Annotated in this window: 12 protein-coding genes and 2 pseudogenes; 6 read left to right on the top strand and 8 right to left on the bottom strand. The window is 70.0% G+C overall.

Annotated elements, in window-relative coordinates; translation table 11 throughout:
- Positions 1-18: 18 nt before the first annotated feature.
- Positions 19-282, bottom strand: a pseudogene (tnpA, locus tag SAVERM_RS39340) (IS200/IS605 family transposase); the annotation flags it as partial.
- A 330-nt stretch (positions 283-612) separates the two neighbouring features.
- On the opposite strand from tnpA, the pseudogene SAVERM_RS02375 reads away from it, so the two are divergent.
- Positions 613-1,064 (top strand): annotated as a pseudogene (locus SAVERM_RS02375) (transposase domain-containing protein).
- 107 nt (positions 1,065-1,171) lie between these two features.
- On the opposite strand, the gene SAVERM_RS02370 reads toward SAVERM_RS02375, so the two are convergent.
- Together SAVERM_RS02370 and SAVERM_RS02365 are read right to left on the bottom strand one after the other, a co-directional pair.
- Complete coding sequence (locus tag SAVERM_RS02370; protein WP_037651911.1) at positions 1,172-1,429, bottom strand: hypothetical protein; 258 nt, start codon at positions 1,427-1,429, stop codon at positions 1,172-1,174.
- Positions 1,430-2,028: 599 nt separating this feature from the next.
- Complete coding sequence (locus SAVERM_RS02365) at positions 2,029-2,934, bottom strand: LysR family transcriptional regulator (RefSeq protein ID WP_010981809.1); 906 nt, start codon at positions 2,932-2,934, stop codon at positions 2,029-2,031.
- 138 nt (positions 2,935-3,072) lie between these two features.
- On the opposite strand from SAVERM_RS02365, the gene SAVERM_RS02360 reads away from it, so the two are divergent.
- From SAVERM_RS02360 to SAVERM_RS02350, 3 genes are all read left to right on the top strand, one after another.
- On the top strand, positions 3,073-3,891 hold the full coding sequence (locus SAVERM_RS02360) for a 3'(2'),5'-bisphosphate nucleotidase CysQ (RefSeq protein ID WP_010981808.1): 819 nt from the start codon (positions 3,073-3,075) through the stop codon (positions 3,889-3,891).
- Positions 3,892-3,932: 41 nt separating this feature from the next.
- The gene (locus SAVERM_RS02355; protein WP_010981807.1) at positions 3,933-4,529 is read left to right on the top strand and encodes an NADPH-dependent F420 reductase; all 597 of its coding nucleotides are present in this window, start codon (positions 3,933-3,935) and stop codon (positions 4,527-4,529) included.
- Between the two features lie 88 nt (positions 4,530-4,617).
- A complete protein-coding gene (locus SAVERM_RS02350; RefSeq protein ID WP_107082945.1) occupies positions 4,618-5,157 on the top strand; it encodes a tyrosine-type recombinase/integrase in 540 nt (179 codons plus the stop codon).
- Positions 5,158-5,200: 43 nt separating this feature from the next.
- Here the strand turns inward: SAVERM_RS02350 and SAVERM_RS02345 are convergent, their stop codons facing one another.
- The 5 genes from SAVERM_RS02345 to SAVERM_RS02325 form a co-directional block, all read right to left on the bottom strand.
- Positions 5,201-5,689, bottom strand: a complete 489-nt coding sequence (locus SAVERM_RS02345; protein ID WP_202497286.1) for a hypothetical protein — start codon at positions 5,687-5,689, stop codon at positions 5,201-5,203.
- 306 nt (positions 5,690-5,995) lie between these two features.
- Complete coding sequence (locus SAVERM_RS02340; protein ID WP_010981804.1) at positions 5,996-7,240, bottom strand: SWIM zinc finger family protein; 1,245 nt, start codon at positions 7,238-7,240, stop codon at positions 5,996-5,998.
- Complete coding sequence (locus tag SAVERM_RS02335; protein ID WP_010981803.1) at positions 7,237-10,089, bottom strand: DEAD/DEAH box helicase; 2,853 nt, start codon at positions 10,087-10,089, stop codon at positions 7,237-7,239. Before SAVERM_RS02335 ends, SAVERM_RS02340 begins: the two co-directional genes overlap by 4 nt.
- Positions 10,090-10,175: 86 nt before the next feature.
- Positions 10,176-12,416, bottom strand: a complete 2,241-nt coding sequence (locus SAVERM_RS02330) for a plasmid pRiA4b ORF-3 family protein (protein WP_048894199.1) — start codon at positions 12,414-12,416, stop codon at positions 10,176-10,178.
- A 401-nt stretch (positions 12,417-12,817) separates the two neighbouring features.
- Positions 12,818-14,446 carry an IS4-like element ISSav1 family transposase gene (locus tag SAVERM_RS02325; protein ID WP_010981801.1) on the bottom strand — a complete coding sequence of 543 codons (1,629 nt, stop codon included), beginning with the start codon at positions 14,444-14,446 and terminating at the stop codon, positions 12,818-12,820.
- Positions 14,447-14,509: 63 nt separating this feature from the next.
- Between SAVERM_RS02325 and SAVERM_RS41035 the strand changes: the two genes are divergently transcribed.
- Both SAVERM_RS41035 and SAVERM_RS02315 read left to right on the top strand, forming a co-directional pair.
- The gene (locus tag SAVERM_RS41035) at positions 14,510-14,788 is read left to right on the top strand and encodes a transposase (RefSeq protein WP_159045188.1); all 279 of its coding nucleotides are present in this window, start codon (positions 14,510-14,512) and stop codon (positions 14,786-14,788) included.
- 22 nt (positions 14,789-14,810) lie between these two features.
- Positions 14,811-15,845, top strand: a complete 1,035-nt coding sequence (locus SAVERM_RS02315; RefSeq protein WP_010981800.1) for an IS110 family RNA-guided transposase — start codon at positions 14,811-14,813, stop codon at positions 15,843-15,845.
- Positions 15,846-15,858: the final 13 nt, after the last annotated feature.

Below are 15,858 nucleotides of genomic sequence, written 5' to 3'. Positions count from 1 at the left end.
TCTGCGCTGTTGACCTAAGCTGGGACGTTTCTGGTTGTTGATGTACTCCTTGATGAGGGAGAGCGGGGCGCCCCCGCACGAGGCGGCGAAATAGGACGGTGACCAGAAGTGCTCACCCCACGGGTACTTGCGGATGTGGTTGGGGAACTCCTGCCGCAGGCGGCGGGCGGAGACACCCTTGAGGGAGCCTACGAGTCGGGAGATGGCGACCTTGGGCGGGTAGTGCACGAGCAGGTGGACGTGATCGCGTTCGCCGTTGAACTCCCGCAGGGACAAGCGAAACCGTGTCGACCAGGGGCTTTTCATCTGCCGAGGGTGCGGGGTCGTTGCCCACACTGACCGGGATGCTTCCCACAACATCGCCACCCGTGGCGAGAGCGTGTGGGACTGCGGGGCGTGAGTCACGCGTCTCTGCCACCCCATAGGGGTGTCTGGACGGAGGAGTCCACCCCAGCAGTTAGCCGGGCACTACCGGTCGACCAAGACAAGCCGTTCACACAACCGGAGGCTCCGCTGTCGTGCCAGTGTGTCATCACGCGTGAAATCACGGTAGCCAGCGGCCTGTTCGCGCCTGGGCATCTGGGTGAGCTCACCCGCATCGTTCCCTTTGAGATGGTCGATGCCGTCCTGGCCGAAAGCGGCGCGACCCAGCGCCGGTTGCGGAAACTCCCGCTCGCGTCGTGGTCTACCTGTTACTGGCGGCCGTCTTGTTCGAGGAGTGCGGCTATCTCGCCGTCTGGCGCAAGCTCACCGCCGCGCTGGACTCGATACTGGTTGTGACGATCAGCGGAACCGCGTTGTGGGACGCACGGACCCGGCTCGGGGTGCGCCCGGTGCGCGCTCTGTTCGATCTTCTGCGCGGCCCTGCCTCGGCGGTCCGCACGGCCGGGGCCCGCTGGGCCGGAATGCTCGTCGTCGCGATCGACGGCACCCACTTCGGTCGCGCGGGCCCAGTCGTGTGCGCAGACAGCGCAGTCGGTGTCTTCCGGGAGCGGGGCCACTCGATGCCGCCGCTCGGCACCGATCTCGTCTCGGCACTGAACCCTGTGTCGGCACGGCGCTGACGTACAGGCCGCATGCAAACGGAGACTCCTCGGATCCGGTCCGAGAAGCGCCCGGAGCAACAGGCAACGGCCCTCGTCTCACGGCAGTTTCGGGCGAACCTGGGCGGTCAGGAAGCGACCGTGGCGTTGAGCCCGTAGTCCAGCTCTGCACCATCGACCAGCACCGCCTCGACCGTGCGTGTGCGGGGGTCGATGTCGGCCACGATCCCGTCCCCCGCGTAGCGGGGGTAACCCGTCGCACCCGTCTCGCCGGTCGCTTCGACGACTGCCGATCGCACCGCCGAGTCTTCCGTGGAGACGCCGTCTCCGTCCTCGACGTGTTCGGGAACCAGCAAGATCGTGAAGCGCTGCGGCTCTGTAGTCATACTCTGGAATCTAAGTGCCTCTCCCACCGACTGTGGGGAAGGCACACGGTAGGTCTCTGGTGCGCACGAACGGGTGGCCACCTCCCGCGTGCAGGCCTTTGGCCGTCGCGCGTCGGCCACGCCCTGAGGTGGTGTATGCAGCGGCGCTTGACCAGGACCAGGGCCAGCTGCTCGCCCAGATCTCCGAGGGTCACGCCGACACCCCCCACAGATCCGCGATCGTGGGCCGCAGGCGTCGGTCTGGCCGCCCCCCACGGCCAGCACCCGCAGGGACAAGGCGCTGCTGACGGTCAAGCAGATCGCCGCCGCGTTCGGCGACGTGCTGAGCGACCACTCCGACGCTGGGGCGTGCGTACCTCTCCAGGGAGCGGACGGAGGCGTGGCGGGAGCGGGCCAGCAGCATTGGGGTGGAGGCAGCCAGGAGACCCCCAAGACGTTCGGGTCCTGGATTCTTGGCAAGCTCGGGCTTCGCGACCGCGTTCAGGTTGGTCGTGTCCCCCCGCCGGGGCGGGTGATCTGATGCGGGTCCGCACGGCGGCCGGCCGTGCGGCATCAAGGTGGTCGCGTGGCGTATGGGTGAAGGGGCCGGACGGCGCCGACTACGACGCTCCGCCCATGGCCAGCGCGGTTCGCGCCAGCCCGCGCAGCCAGGTGTGGGCGTGGTCGGTGTCGTAGCGCTGATGCCACGACAGGTATATCGGCGCCGACGGCAGTTCGAGGGGGAGGGGGAGCACGACCAGGCCGAGGTCGGCGACCGCTGACCGCGTGGTGGCTTCGGGGACGCTGATCAGGAGATCGGAGCCGCGCGCGAACTCCAGCGCGGCCGCTTCCGTGGGCGCGGTCGCCACCACGCGGCGAGTGAGGCCGAGCCGCGCGAGGGAGTCGTCGAGGGCATTGCTGAGGTTTCCACGTCGCGAGACGGTGACGTGGTCGGCGGCGGCGTACCGCTGTGCGGTGACGGTTTTGACGCGGGTGAGGGGGTGCCCCTGCCTCACGATGATGACGAGGCGGGTCTCGCCCACGTTCTCGGCACGGATGTCCGGTGCGCTCGGGCGGTTGGCGTTCGCCTCGAGGTCGACCTCGCCGCGCCGCAACTCGGGGGTGTCGATGCTCGATTCCGCGACGAAGCGCAATCGCACGCCCGGCGCCTGTCCGCGCACGGCCGCGAGCAGTGCGGGGCCGCTCAAGGCGACCAGGGAATCGTGCCAGCGGAGTGTGAAAGTGCGCTCCAACGTTGCCAGATCGAGTTCACGGCTTGGTGCCAGCACCCCCTGGACCTGGTGCAGCAGCTCGTGCACCTGTTCCCGGACGGCGATCGCATACGGCGTCGGGGTCATCGTGCGGCCGGTGCGCACCAGGATCTGATCCCCGGTCGTGCGCCGGATGCGGCCCAGACTCCGGCTCATCGCGGGGGCGGTGACGTGCAGGCGCGCCGCCGCCCCGGCCACACTGCCCTCCTCCAGCAGCGCGTCGAGCGCGGCGAGCAAATTCAAATCCAATTGCATGCGGGTAATCCTAGCCGTGCTTGACATGCATTTGATGTTAATGGCGGGGCTGCATACCGTTGAGACGAAAGCGCAGGACGGACCGCACAGTCCGGCCCGACCGACCTCACCCTCCCCCTCTCACACGGGAGTACCACCATGTCCGAAACGCTTCAGACCACCGCAGTCGCCGCCTCCGACGCCGACCTGCTCGCCCAGACCGCGAACGCCGTGCGTGCGGCCGGTTCGGCGCTGCGCGAGCGCTTCGGCGAGGTGGTCCGTTACCAGAGCCGTGAAGAGCTGATGCGCGCGCTGGCCGCCAACGACGACACGGCCCTCGACATCCTGCGTCCCCGCCTCACGAGCCTGCGCCCGGACGCCGGCTGGGTGGAGGACGAGCTGGACGGCGGGGCGCTGCCGCCCGGCGAATGGTGGGTCGTGGATCCGGCCGAAGGCAACGTCAACCACCTGCACGCCCTGCCGGAATGGGCGGTGACCGCCACCCTCGTGCGTGAGAACCAGCCGGTGCTCACCGCGGTCCACCTGCCGTTGACCGGCGAGACCTACACCGCGCTCACCGGCGCGGGCGCCCACGTCGACGGCCGGCCGCTGCACGTCTCCCCGGCCGCAGACCTCGGCCTGAGCATCGTGGCCACCAGCCAGGCCCGGCCGGACGAGGACGAGAAGGTCGTGCGGCGCGTCGGCTCTTCGATCACCGCGATGCTCTTCGACGCGCTTGTCGTCCGCACCGCCGTGCCCGCGACCTTGCACCTGGTGAACGTGGCCGCCGGCCGGATCGACGCCTTCTGGCAGTTCGCCGGCGCCCGCGCGGACCTGCTGCCCGGAGCGCTCCTCGTCACCGAGGCCGGCGGACAGATCTCCGACGCCCAGGGCCGCCCCTGGACCCCGCAGAGCGAGAGCTTCCTGGCCGCCGCGCCCGGCATCCACGCCGAGGCCGTCGCCACCCTTTCCCACTGACCGCGCACCACCACCTGCACCGACGGAAGGACCACATCATCATGACCACGATCGCAGTTCTCGGAAACGGCCGTGTCGGCGGCAACCTGGCCACAGCCCTCACCCGGGCAGGGCATGAGGTGACCGTCGCGGACCGCACGCCGGGCGCCGCCGCCGACACTGCCCGCACAGCCCAGATCGTCATCAACGCCACCCCGGGCGCCGGCTCGCTGGACCGGCTCGCCGCCCTGCGCGACGAACTGCGCGACAAGATCCTCGTCGACGTCTCCAACGCCACCAACGACGGACCGGACGGCCTGCCCGCCGACCTGATCTACCCCGGCTCAAGCCTCGCCGAGCACCTCCAGGAAGCACTCCCCGAAACCCGCGTCGTCAAGACACTCAACACCATGCTCTTCCCGGTGATGACAGCACCGGCCACGCTCACCCAGACACCCACCGCGTTCCTCTCCGGCGAGGACCCCCAGGCCAAGCAGACCGTCCGCGAACTGCTCACCGACCTCGGCTGGCACAAGGAGTGGATCGCTGATCTCGGCGGCATCCAGACCGCCCGCGCCACGGAGGCCGCAATCCTCTTCGTCCCGCACGTCATCGGGGCCACCGGATTCACACCCTTCGCGATCTCAATCGCCCGCTGATCCGCACACAGTGCACCGCCCCCGGCGGGCCCACGTCCAAACTTGCGGTCCGCATCGGTCTGCGGCGGGTGAGGTACTCGGCTGCGTCGTGGATCTTCACGAAGGGGTCCTGACCGTCCGGCAGGCCCTACAGCGGGTCGGTGGCGAACTGCTGATCGTCGCGCCGAAGACTCAGCGCTCGGCCCGCCGCGTAGCCCTGCCGGCCGAGTGCGTGACCGCGCTCCGTGGCCAGTGCGCGCGGCAGATCGCCGACCGGAAAGCGGCTGGTGCCAACTGGAAGGGGACGGTTCAGGGCCTCGTCTTCACCACCAAGAACGGGACCCCCATCGTGCCGCGCAACCTGAACCGCTCCTTCGAGGTGCTGTGCGTCCGCGCGGGCGTCCGCAAGGTCCGCTTCCACGACCTGCGCCACACCTGTGCCTCACTCCTCCACGAACAGGGTGCCGACGCCCGCATGATCATGGAAGTCCTCGGCCACAGCTCGATCCGCGTGACCACGGACATCTACACCTTCGTCCGGCTCGACTCGCAGCGCTCGGCGTTCGATCGCGTCGGGGATGCCCTGAGGGGTGACGGCAACGATCCGGACGATGACGACGGCGCGGCCGGTGTCCTGGTAGCCGTCTGATCTACACCCCCAGCCTCGCCAGCTGCTGCCCAGTGAACACGGCTCAGGTAAGACCTCCGGCCATGCGCAAGTGATCCGTGATCTCATCCCGGGTCCGCATCAACCGCCGGGCAGGCTGCACCAGAGCCGATCCATCACCCGAGCGCCCGACCTCAATCAGCAGTCGGTAGATGGGGGCGACCTGGTCCTCCAGCCCCTTGACCAGGTCGAAGGCGCTACGCGGCCCCACCAACCGGACGATTGTGCCCTGTCGCCGCAGTTGGCCTATGTGGTCATCTATGACCGCGGCGATCGCTTGCATGTCGACGTTGTGCCCCTCTTCCAGCTGTTCGGCAGCCTGTCGGAGAGTGCGTGCGATGTCTGTCGCCCCTTGCAGAAGATCGGCATACGCCTGCAGCGACCGGGCCTCTTGCTCGGTATGCCGACTCCGGCGCCACTTGCTGCGCTCCAGGTACATGTTGCCTGCAAGGGTCAGCGCCACTCCCGCAAGTGCGGAGGCCACGGGAAGTACTTGCGTTGCCAAGTCAGCCATGGAGCAGGAGTTTGCCACTCCTGGGCCTTGACTGACCCTCCCGGATCAACCAGTCACTCCTGGAGGAGCCCATCGAACAGCGCACGAACCGGTTGCCGTCAAACACTGGCTTAAGACATAAGCCAGAGGCCCCAAGGATCGCTCCTCGGGGCCTCTGGTCTGCTGTGCACTCGGCGGGATTCGAACCTGCAACCTTCTGCTCCGTCGTCAAGGGGCATGAGCTCCTTGGCGAACGGTACGGGTGACGGAAGTCGGGAGATGTGACATGTGGGCTGAGCCAGCGGGTTCACGGGTCTGTCGTACGTGTCACCTCTCGGTCTGCTGCCAGACGGAGGTGAGTGCCGTGACCGGGTCGGGGTCGGCCGGCGCTGCCGGCCACCAGTCGCCGTCGTCATCCTGGAGGTAGGGGTACCAACGGGTGTCGGGGCCCAGGCGCAGCTGGATGCCGTGGTCGGCGAGGGTGAGGCGGTTGCGCCAGGCCCTGAGGGCGACCGGGGGCGTGGTCATTTCGGTGAGCGTCTCGGTCAGGGCGGTGCGGGCGGCTGTCATCGCGGTCGGGTCGGGAGTGCGTGGCTGTTCGGCGACGGTGATGCCGGTTGGGCCGCCATACCGCCAGGCGCGGGTGAGGCGGGCGAACGCGGCCGGTTTGGCACCGGTGTTCTGGATGAGGCGGTGGAACCACTCGGGTCCGCAGTTGCTCGAGGCGATCCGCGCCGCGTCCTCATGCTGGGACAGGTGCAGGCTGGTGGTGTCGCCCGTGAGTAGCCGGGCGGCGCGTGCGGCGGTGTCCGCCATGAGGCGTTCGAGGTCCGCGGCGGACAGTCCGGTGCCGGGCGGCGGGGCGGCGGGCAGTGCGGCGGTGTGGGGTGCCGGTTCGGGAAGTTCGGGGAGGGACGGGGGCTGGTCGGCCAGGGCGCCCCAGGCCGTGTAGGCGCCGGCGGCCGGGAGGCCGGCCGGGGCCGGTGGGGTGGAGGTCGCCTGGGCGGCCGTACGGCGGGCGCGCAGCTGGGTGATGACTTCCTCACGGTCGCGGCCACGCAGGGCGAACAGCACGAACGGGTCGGCGTCGATGGTGGCTGCGATGGCGTAGCAGAGCGCGGCGGCGTGCTTGCAGGGGTATCCCCAGTCGGGGCAGGAGCAGTCCGGGTCGAGCTCGGTGGACTGCGGCAGCAGGGGGACGCCTGCCCGGCGGGCGTCGTCGACGAGTTCGCCGGGCATCTCGCCGCCGAGGAGCGCGGCGAGGTGCCCGGCGCGGGCCGCGATGGTGTCGAGCAGGGTGTCCCACTGGGTGTCGGTGAGGACGGACAGGTGGACCGAGCAGCGGTAGGGGCGCGGGCGGCTGCCCTGGACTGGGGCCTTGACCTGGCCGGGGGCGACGGTGGTCGGGCCGACCATACCCTGGCGGGCGTAGGTGCGTCCGCGGGACAGGCGCCCCGAGTCCAGGGTGGAGTCCTCCAGGGCCGTCACCCACGCCTGTCCCCACCAGGTCGCGGCGAAGGCGCGCCTGCCGCGGGCGGGCGCGCGGCGCGGACCGGGGATCGAGGGACTCATGACTGCCTTCCCAGGGCGACGAGTTCGGCGAGGTCGGCGTCGGACAGTTCGGTCAGGGCGGCCTCGCCGGAGCCGACGACGGCGTCGGCGAGCGCCCGCTTGGCTTCCAGCAGCTTCGCCACCTTGTCCTCCACGGTGCCCTCGGCGATGAGCTTGTGGACCTGTACGGGCTTGTCCTGGCCGATGCGGTAGGCGCGGTCGGTGGCCTGGTCCTCGACGGCCGGGTTCCACCAGCGGTCGTAGTGCACGACGTGGGTGGCGCGGGTGAGGTTGAGTCCGGTGCCCGCGGCCTTCAGGGAGAGCAGGAACACCGGCACCTCGCCGCGCTGGAAGCGGTCCACCATCTCCTCGCGCGCGGTGACGGGCGTGCCGCCGTGCAGGAAGAGGGTGGGGACGCCGCGCTCGGCGAGGTGCTTCTCCAGGAGGGTCGCCATCTGCTTGTACTGGGTGAAGACCAGCACCGACTCGCCTTCGGCGGTGATGGTGTCGACGAGTTCGTCGAGGAGGTCGAGTTTGCCGGAGCGGCCGTTCAGCGGTGTGGACTGGCGCAGGCTGTGCTCTTTCAAATACTGGGCGGGGTGGTTGCAGATCTGCTTCAGCGCCGTGAGGAGCTTCAGGACCAGGCCGCGGCGGGCGATGCCCTCGGCTTCGGCGATCTTCGCCATGGTCTCGCGGACCACCGCCTCGTACAGGCTTGCCTGCTCGGCGGTCAGCGGCACGACGCGGTCGGTCTCGGTCTTGGCGGGGAGTTCGGGCGCGATGCCCGGGTCGGACTTCCTGCGGCGCAGCAGGAACGGGCGGACGAGACGGGACAGCCGTTCGGCGGCCTGCGGGTCCTCGCCCGACTCGATCGCACGGGCGTGGCGGTCGCGGAAGGCGGTGAGCGGGCCGAGGAGTCCGGGGGTGGTCCAGTCGAGGAGCGCCCACAGTTCGGAGAGGTTGTTCTCCACGGGGGTGCCGGTGAGGGCGACGCGGGCGCGGCCGGGCAGGGCGCGCAGCTCGCGGGCGGTGACGGCGTAGGGGTTCTTGACGTGCTGGGCCTCGTCGGCGGCGATCAGCGACCAGGCGTTCTCAGCGAGGGTCTCCCGGTCGCGGCGCAGCACTCCGTAGGTGACCAGGACGATCTCGTTCCCAGCCAGGTCCTTCAGGTGGCGGTCGCCGCCGTGGTAGCGGCGCACCGGCGTGGCCGGCGCGAACCGGGCTGCCTCACGCTGCCAGTTGCCGAGCAGCGAGGCGGGGCAGACGACGAGCGTGGGGCCCGCAGTGGCCGGTTCGGTCTGGCGGTGCAGGTGTAGCGCGAGCAGGGTGATGGTCTTGCCCAGGCCCATGTCGTCGGCGAGACAGCCGCCGAGACCGAGCTCACACATCTCGGCCAGCCAGGCGAGGCCCCGTTTTTGGTAGTCGCGCAGCGTGGCCTTCAGTGCGGTGGGCTGCGGGGCGGGGGTGCGGGATTCGGGGTCGCGGATACGGGCGACGAGGTCGCCGAGTGCTCCCACCGCCGCGCAGCGAAAAGTCTCCCCGTCCCGCTCCATCTCGCCGGTCAGCGCGGCGCCCAGCCCCTCCATGGGAGTGAGCGGTTCCATCCGTCGGCGCCTGGCGCGGGCCACCAGCTTCGGGTCGGCGACGACCCACTGGTCGCGCAGCCGGACGAGGGGGCGGCGCGTCTCGGCGAGGGCGTCCATCTCGGCCTCGGTGAGCGGGTCGCCGCCGAGCGAGAGCCGCCAGCGGAAGTCGACGAGGGTGTTGGCGTCGAGCATGCCGCCCGCGCTGGAGCCGGGCGCGGAGCGTTGCCCGATCTCCGCGGTCGCAGTGAGTGCCTTGACGAGCTCGCGCGGCCAGTGCACGTCGATACCGGCGGCGCGCAGCCTGTCGGTGGCGTCGCCCAGGAGGTCGAACGCCTCGTCGTCGGTCAGCCGCAGCTGGTCCGGAGCGGCGTCCCTCAGCAGCCGGTCGAGCGGTGGCCAGGCGTGGGCGCCGCGGCGCAGTGCGAGCAGCGTTTCGATTTCGGCGCGCGGGCCGAGCAGATGCTCGGTCTCGGCCGGCTCGTTCCACAACTGTGCGGCCTCCACGACGAGCGCCGGATCCGCAACGGTGTGCAACTGGAGGACGGCCCGGAACTGCCGACGGCGTCCCTCGGGCACGTCGACCCGCAGCGAGACCCTGACGTCGGCGGTGAACGCGGCGGCGGTCTCCTCGGCCCACTCGTGCAGGACGGGCACGGTACGCGTCTCGCGCCAGGCGTACGGCAGGGCTCCCATCGCGAGCGGAGCGGCGGGGGTGCGGACCAGTTCGTCGGCGACCGCGTCGCAGAACCGGCGTACCAGCGCGCTCGGTTTGGTGATCCGCAGCGGGGTCGGACCCGGTTCCGGCAGGCAGTGGGCGTGGGGCGGGAACGCGCCGGCGAGGGCGTCCAGCGTCCGACGCTGGGCGGCGGTGAAGGGGCCCGCCTGCCAGGTGTCGTAGCCGGCGGGGGTGAGGGCCGGGTGGAGACGACCATCGGCGAGCAGCCGGAGCGCGAAGCGGGCGGCGGCCTGCCAGGCGGAGGCGGACGGATGCGGCGGCTGTGCCCCGGACAGCGCGGCAACGGCGAGGGCGACGGGCAGCGCGTAGCCCTCCACCTTGCGCCGCCTGACCGAGCGGCCGTGCGGCAGCACGAGCTCCGCCGCCTCGGTCTCGATGTCCGTGGGTGCCATGCCCTCGGCGGCGGCTGCCCCGGCGGGTCGCCACAGCAGCAACCGGCCGAGGCGGGCGGGCTCACCGGGCAGGAACACCGCCGCCCAGCCGTAGTTGAGCAGACTCCGCGCCCAGGCAGCCGATTCCGGTGCGGCCAATGGCGGCACGCTCCTCATGCCCGGACTCGTGCCACTCTTCGCCTCACCGTCGTCCAGGCGGTCTTCACCGCGCCTTCGTCCACCAGCAGGTTCCGACCCTGCTGTCACCGGCGGGATTGGGCCTTGTTCGCCGCGGTACGCATACGCTTGGCTAGCCGCTTGTCTACGCCGCGCAAACCCTCACCCAGTTCGGCGAGCACTTGGGCGGTGGCTGGGTGCTCCACTCGCCACAGCTCGTCCACCCGCTGTTCGAGCGCCTCCGGCGCCGTGTTCCCGTTCTCCAGGAAGCCCCGGACCAGCTCCTCGGTCTCCCCTGCACCGGCGAGGATGGACAACCCGTCGATGAGCAGCCACAGTCCGGCCTCCTCCGCCCGTGCCGGGTCCACGGGCGCTTCTCCCTCAAGGTGCGCGCCCAGGGTCGCGGTGGCCACCTGTCGGCACCCCTCGACGTCGGAGTCCGCTGCCTTGCGCAGCACGCGCAGTGCCCGGGGGTCGTCGAGATCGGCCAGCACCAGTTGGGCCACGGCGCGCTTCGCCGCTGCCTCGTGGTCGGCTCCCGCGCATGCGTCGAGCAGCCCTACCGCGGCATCTGCCGCCGTGCGGTGTTCCAGCCACCCTTCGACCTCCCGGCGCAGCTCCTCGGGGGAGTAGCCCAGGAGCCCTTGGAGCAGAGCGCCGGCGTCCGCTTCGGCGTACTCACCGAGCAGGGGGGCGGGCACACCGCACTCCATCAGGTAGGCGCGGAGCCCGTAGCGACCGAGGGGGGTGAGCCGCATGCGGTCCCCGCGCCTGTCGTCCCGCGACCAGTCCGACGCCGACGGCAAGGTTCCTGAACCGCCCGGCTTCTGTCCGACCACGGCGTTCAGGAGTGTGCGCAGAGTCTCCTCGGCCGAATCGTCGCCGTCACCGGACTCGTACTCCACCGCACCCAGCAGGGCGAGCCCTTCCCCCAGTGCCCGGAAGGACGCCGCGAACAGCGCCCGGAAGAGATCGAACTCCGGCCCGTTCTCGCCCCTCTCACGGGCCTTCGCACGCAGGTCGTCGCCATCCACCCAGGCGTCGTCCGGGGCGTCGTACAGGAGGCCGACCAGTCCGTCGGCGATCTCGGCCGTCAGCTCGCCCAGCTCACCGTGCCACCCGTCCAGCACCCCCGTCTCACCGATCTCCTCCAGCAGATCGCCCATCGTGGCGGCCCAGAACTCCAGAAGGTCCTCACCGGTGAAGTCGGTCGCCGCGCCGCCCGACGCGCGGCCTCCTCTGATCGTGATCATCTCGCCATCCACGGCGAGCCACCACGGATCATCGAGAACGGCCACGTCCTTGGCGCTGCGCAGGGATTTCAACGCACGAGACCGCGCGACGGCATCGGCGTACGGCGAGTCGTGGCCTGCCAGCTTCCACAACTGGAGCTCCTCGACGGCCTCACGAGCGAGCGCGGGACGCAGCACCCGGCCGGCGGTGACCTGCCGTCCCTCGTGGCACCAGGCGGCGAGCCGCAGCGCCGCGTCGAAGAGCGGAACACCCCGCACGGCAGCGACAAGGTCCTCCTGCGGAGCCAGGGTCACCGGGCGCAGCACAGGCACATCCTCGGCCGGCCCGTCGACTCCGGCATCGACCGGATCGCCCACCCCGCACTGCCCGCAGGTACACAACGCCACGTCCTCGGCGGTCAGCCGACGGACACCGCCGCGCCCGGACCGATCACCGGCCGGCGGCTTCGCTTTACCGGACACCGTGTCCGGCGTCACCTCGGCCAGCCGAGCGGTGATCGCGTCCCGGTCGAAGGCCGCCGGGTCGTAACCCGCCGCCCGCAGCTCGGCGACAAGTTCACCGTACGGGCCATCGAAGGCCCCGTCCGGGGTGTCGAGGAACCCCAGCACCTCGGCCAGACCCGACACGCCGCCGATGTCCTCGGCCGGTGCGTCGGCGCGACGCCCGCCGACGCAGCGCACCGTCCGCTCCGCGCCGACCGGGCGCGGCAGTGTCTTCTCCAGCGTGATCCCATGCTCCCAGTCGTCGCCGAAGTCGTAGACGTAGCGCAGCCGTGCTCCCTCCTCGGCCAGCACGTCGCCGAGCGCGGTGGTGTCCTCGTCGCCGACCCCGCGGCCGAAGCCGAGATCGATGTCGGTGAGCCGGGCCGCATCGCCGTACCCCCGGCCGAACTCGTCGGTGAAGAGATGCAGATGGCCACCGTGCCATCCGAAGGCGACCTGGATGGCGTCGTGCAGCGTCCCGAGCGAGGTGTCGGACGGCAGCAAGAGGCGCCGCCACAGGGGCGGTCTCGTGCCGTGCAGCACGATCTTCAGCTGGAGATCGGACGGGGCCGTCTTCCCGTCTAGCCGCATCTGTTTGCTCCCACCGCACCGGGGCTGCTCGAACGGCCCCATCATGGCGTTGTCTGTGTGCCCGGTTCAAACCCGGTTGCGGCGGCCACCGTCCTTGTGCCCACACACGGTGTCGACGCCGCCCGCAGTGGATGGACCTTGACCCCGGATTCTGGACACGGGTTATGCGGCTGGTGCCAGCGTAGTTGGTGGTGTTCGCGACACGGTTTCGTAGGCGACCGGGCTGCGTTGTCCGAGGCGGGAGTGACGGCGTCGGGTGTTGTAGCGGTGCAGCCAGCGGAACGCGTCGAGTGAGCTGAACCGGATTTTGTAGCGGCCCTGAAGCCAGGCATGATCGCCTCGGCAGATGGGAGAACACAGGTCCGATGCCTGCTCCCCGGAAGTACTCCAAGACCACGGAGTTAAGGCCGATCCGCGGTTGTCAAATGGGGCGGGACCGAGGGGTGGTGGAGGTCGGGTGTGATCCACTCGGGTTCGAGGGTGTAGATGCCTCGCCCGGTGCGGCGAAGGATTCCTTCGCGGACCCAGCGCCCCAGTTCCGCGCGTAGTCCTCGAGCGTCGTCCAGTCCGATACCGCGGGCGATTTCGCATGCGCGCCAGGTGCGGAGAGGGTTGGTGCGCAGGAGTTGCAGCGTGTGGTCGCGACGCCCGTCAGAGCCGGTGCCGGCGGACGAGTGCACGGTGACGGCGATGCTGGTGATCCTGGAGGCCCCGAGGGCTTGGGCCTGGTCGGGCGGGGCGGCGTAGCGGGAGATCGGGCACTTGACGCGGCGCGGGTTGACGCGGGCCTGGCGGGGTGGGAGTAGATCGTGCAGCAGGGCCGATGTGATGCGCCCTGGTCCGGCGTCTGGCAGCACATTGGCCGCGGTGATGAGCTGTTCCTTGGCGGTCTCCAGGGCGACGGTGAAGGAAGCCCTGTCCGGATCCGTGCCGGGAAGCGTCTCGACGGCCTCGACCATCGCCCGGCGCAGTGCCTGGTAGACGGTCAGATGAGCCCATAGCTCCTGCTGGATCCCGGCCACGTCCTGGGAGCGCAGCACCAGGCCGCACTGCAAAGTGTGGCGGAGCGAGTAGAACGCCGATTCGATCTCCCATCGCTCGTGGTAGAGCTCCACCAGCTCGACGGCGGGGTAGCGGCGGTGATCGGTCAGCGTGGTGGCCAGCCGGTAGTGGCCTTCCAGCCGCAGCCCTTTGGCGGTCGTCACCGCGATGTGCGCGTCGATGACCCTCAGCCGGGTCCCGTTGATCCTGGTCAGGAACGACCCGTCCGGCAGTAGCGCCCAGCGGGCGGGGGTCCGGGTTCCCTTGAGCCGCACCAGCAGCTGTGCGCCGGTGGCCGCAGCCTTCGCGAGGAAGTCGTCGGAGTCGAAGCCCCGGTCGTTGAGCAGCAGCATGCCGCCGTCCAGCAGCGGTAGCAGTTGCTCGGCGTAGCCGGTCTCCTTCTCTGGCGTCGGTCCGAAGACCGCGCCGAGCAGGGCCCGAGTCCCGGTCTCGCACAGCACCATGATCTTCAGCATTGGGTATCCGTCGGTGCCGTAGCGGTGCTTGTGCTTGCCCAGCCACGCACAGACTCGCGGCCGGTCAGGGGCCTTGGTGGAGCTGCACCCGTCGAAGGCGACCGTGCGCCAGCACCGGTATCGCACCCCGGGTGTGATCGGCTGTGCCACAGGGCCGGCCAGCGTTTCGAACAGCAACCGAAGCGGCGCGACGCCCAGCCTCCGGCGAACCTCCCGCAACGCCTTCTCCGAAGGGCGCCGGTGAAGAATCCCGCGCAGCCCGGCGGTGAGCTTGTCCCACACGCGCACGTACCCCAGCTGCGGGAAGAGGGCCAGTGCCAGCACGAAGTACACGCCCACCCTCGACGGCAGCAGCCGCAGCCTGTGCTGGGCGCCGCCGGCGCGTTCCAGCACGTCATCGACGAGTTCGAAGGGTAACTGCTGGGTCAGCTCGCCAAGATGCCCCGGAGCGAAGATGCCGTCGGCGACGGTGATGGACGACGTGAGCGTGACGGTGGAACACTGAACGGGCAACGGGGCTCCTTCGAGTGGGAAGACCTTGGTCGGCTTCCTCGCTCTACCAGGAGCCCCGTTGCCATGACCTGCGCTTCCCCGAAAATCCCGGATCCCGTTGACAACCCCGGATCGGCCTTAACTCCGTGGTCTTGGACGTACCCTGATGAGCTGCGTGAGCTAGCCGTCCGCGAAGTCCAGACCTCCGGCCGTCCGGTCGCTCATGTCGCGAAGGACCTGGGCATCCACAAGGAGGCCCTGCGCGGATGGGTCTGCCAGGCCGAGGCAGACAAGGGTGACCGGCCTGATCTGCTGACCACCGCCGAACGGGCCGAGCTGGGCCAACTCCGCAAGGACCAGTGAGCAACCCAGGTCCGGGCACGTCGTGATCGGCGTCGACACACACAAACACGTGCACGTCGCAGCGGTGATGGACACAATCGGCGGAATCCTGGCCACCCTCACGATTCCCACCGACACCGGCGGCTTCCAGCAACTGGCGGACTGGGCAGGCTCGTTCGGTGACGTTGTGGCCTTCGGGATCGAGGGCACCGGCTCCTACGGCGCCACGTTGACCTCATTCCTGCGCAGGGCCGGTCACAAGGTGGGCGAGGCCGGACGCCCGGACCGGCGGCTGCGGCGCATGAACGGAAAGTCCGACACCCTGGACGCCGAGAACGCCGCCCGCGCCGTGCTGGCCGGGTTCGCGACCGCCACGCCGAAGACCGCCGACGGCGAGGCCGAGATGATCCGCCAACTCAAGATCGCCCATGACCAGGCCGTTGAACAGCGTGCGACGGCGATGGTCACCATCAAGGCGATACTCGTCCACGCCTCGGACGCCCTGCGTCGGGAGACTGTCGGCAAGACACAGATCAGCCTGGCCAGGCAGCTGGCAGCTCTGCGTCCTCGCCGTCTGGAAGGACCCGAGGACGCCCTTCGGCACACCCTGCGGACGCTCGCCAGGCGGTGGCAGTACCTGGATGCCGAGGCCAAGGAACTGACGAAGATGATCGGCGACCTGGTCCAGCGGGTCGCCCCGCAACTGCTCGAGCCCTTCGGTATCGGCGTGGACACAGCCGCGGAGATCCTCGTCGTGACCGGCGACAACCCCGAGCGGATCAAGTCCGAGGCCGCCCTCGCCAAGCTCGCGGGCATCGCTCCCGTGCCCACCGGCTCCGGCATGACCGCCGGCAGGCATCGCATCAACCACGGTGGCCACCGCCAGCTCAACGCCGCGATCTACCGAACCGTCATCGTCCGCATGCGGTTCCACCACCCCACGATCGGCTACGTCGCCCGCCCCACCGCCGAGGGCAAGACGAAACGCGAGATCATCCGGTGCCTCAAGCGCTACGTCATCCGCGAGGTCTACCACCTGCTTCGGCCAGCCCCACGGAGGGCCTCCGCGGCAAGTTGACAACTATAGGAGC

It is taken from the genome of Streptomyces avermitilis MA-4680 = NBRC 14893 (assembly GCF_000009765.2).
In the GTDB taxonomy this organism is placed as follows: Bacteria; Actinomycetota; Actinomycetes; order Streptomycetales; family Streptomycetaceae; genus Streptomyces; species Streptomyces avermitilis.
This window is presented reverse-complemented; position numbering and strand designations above follow the sequence as displayed.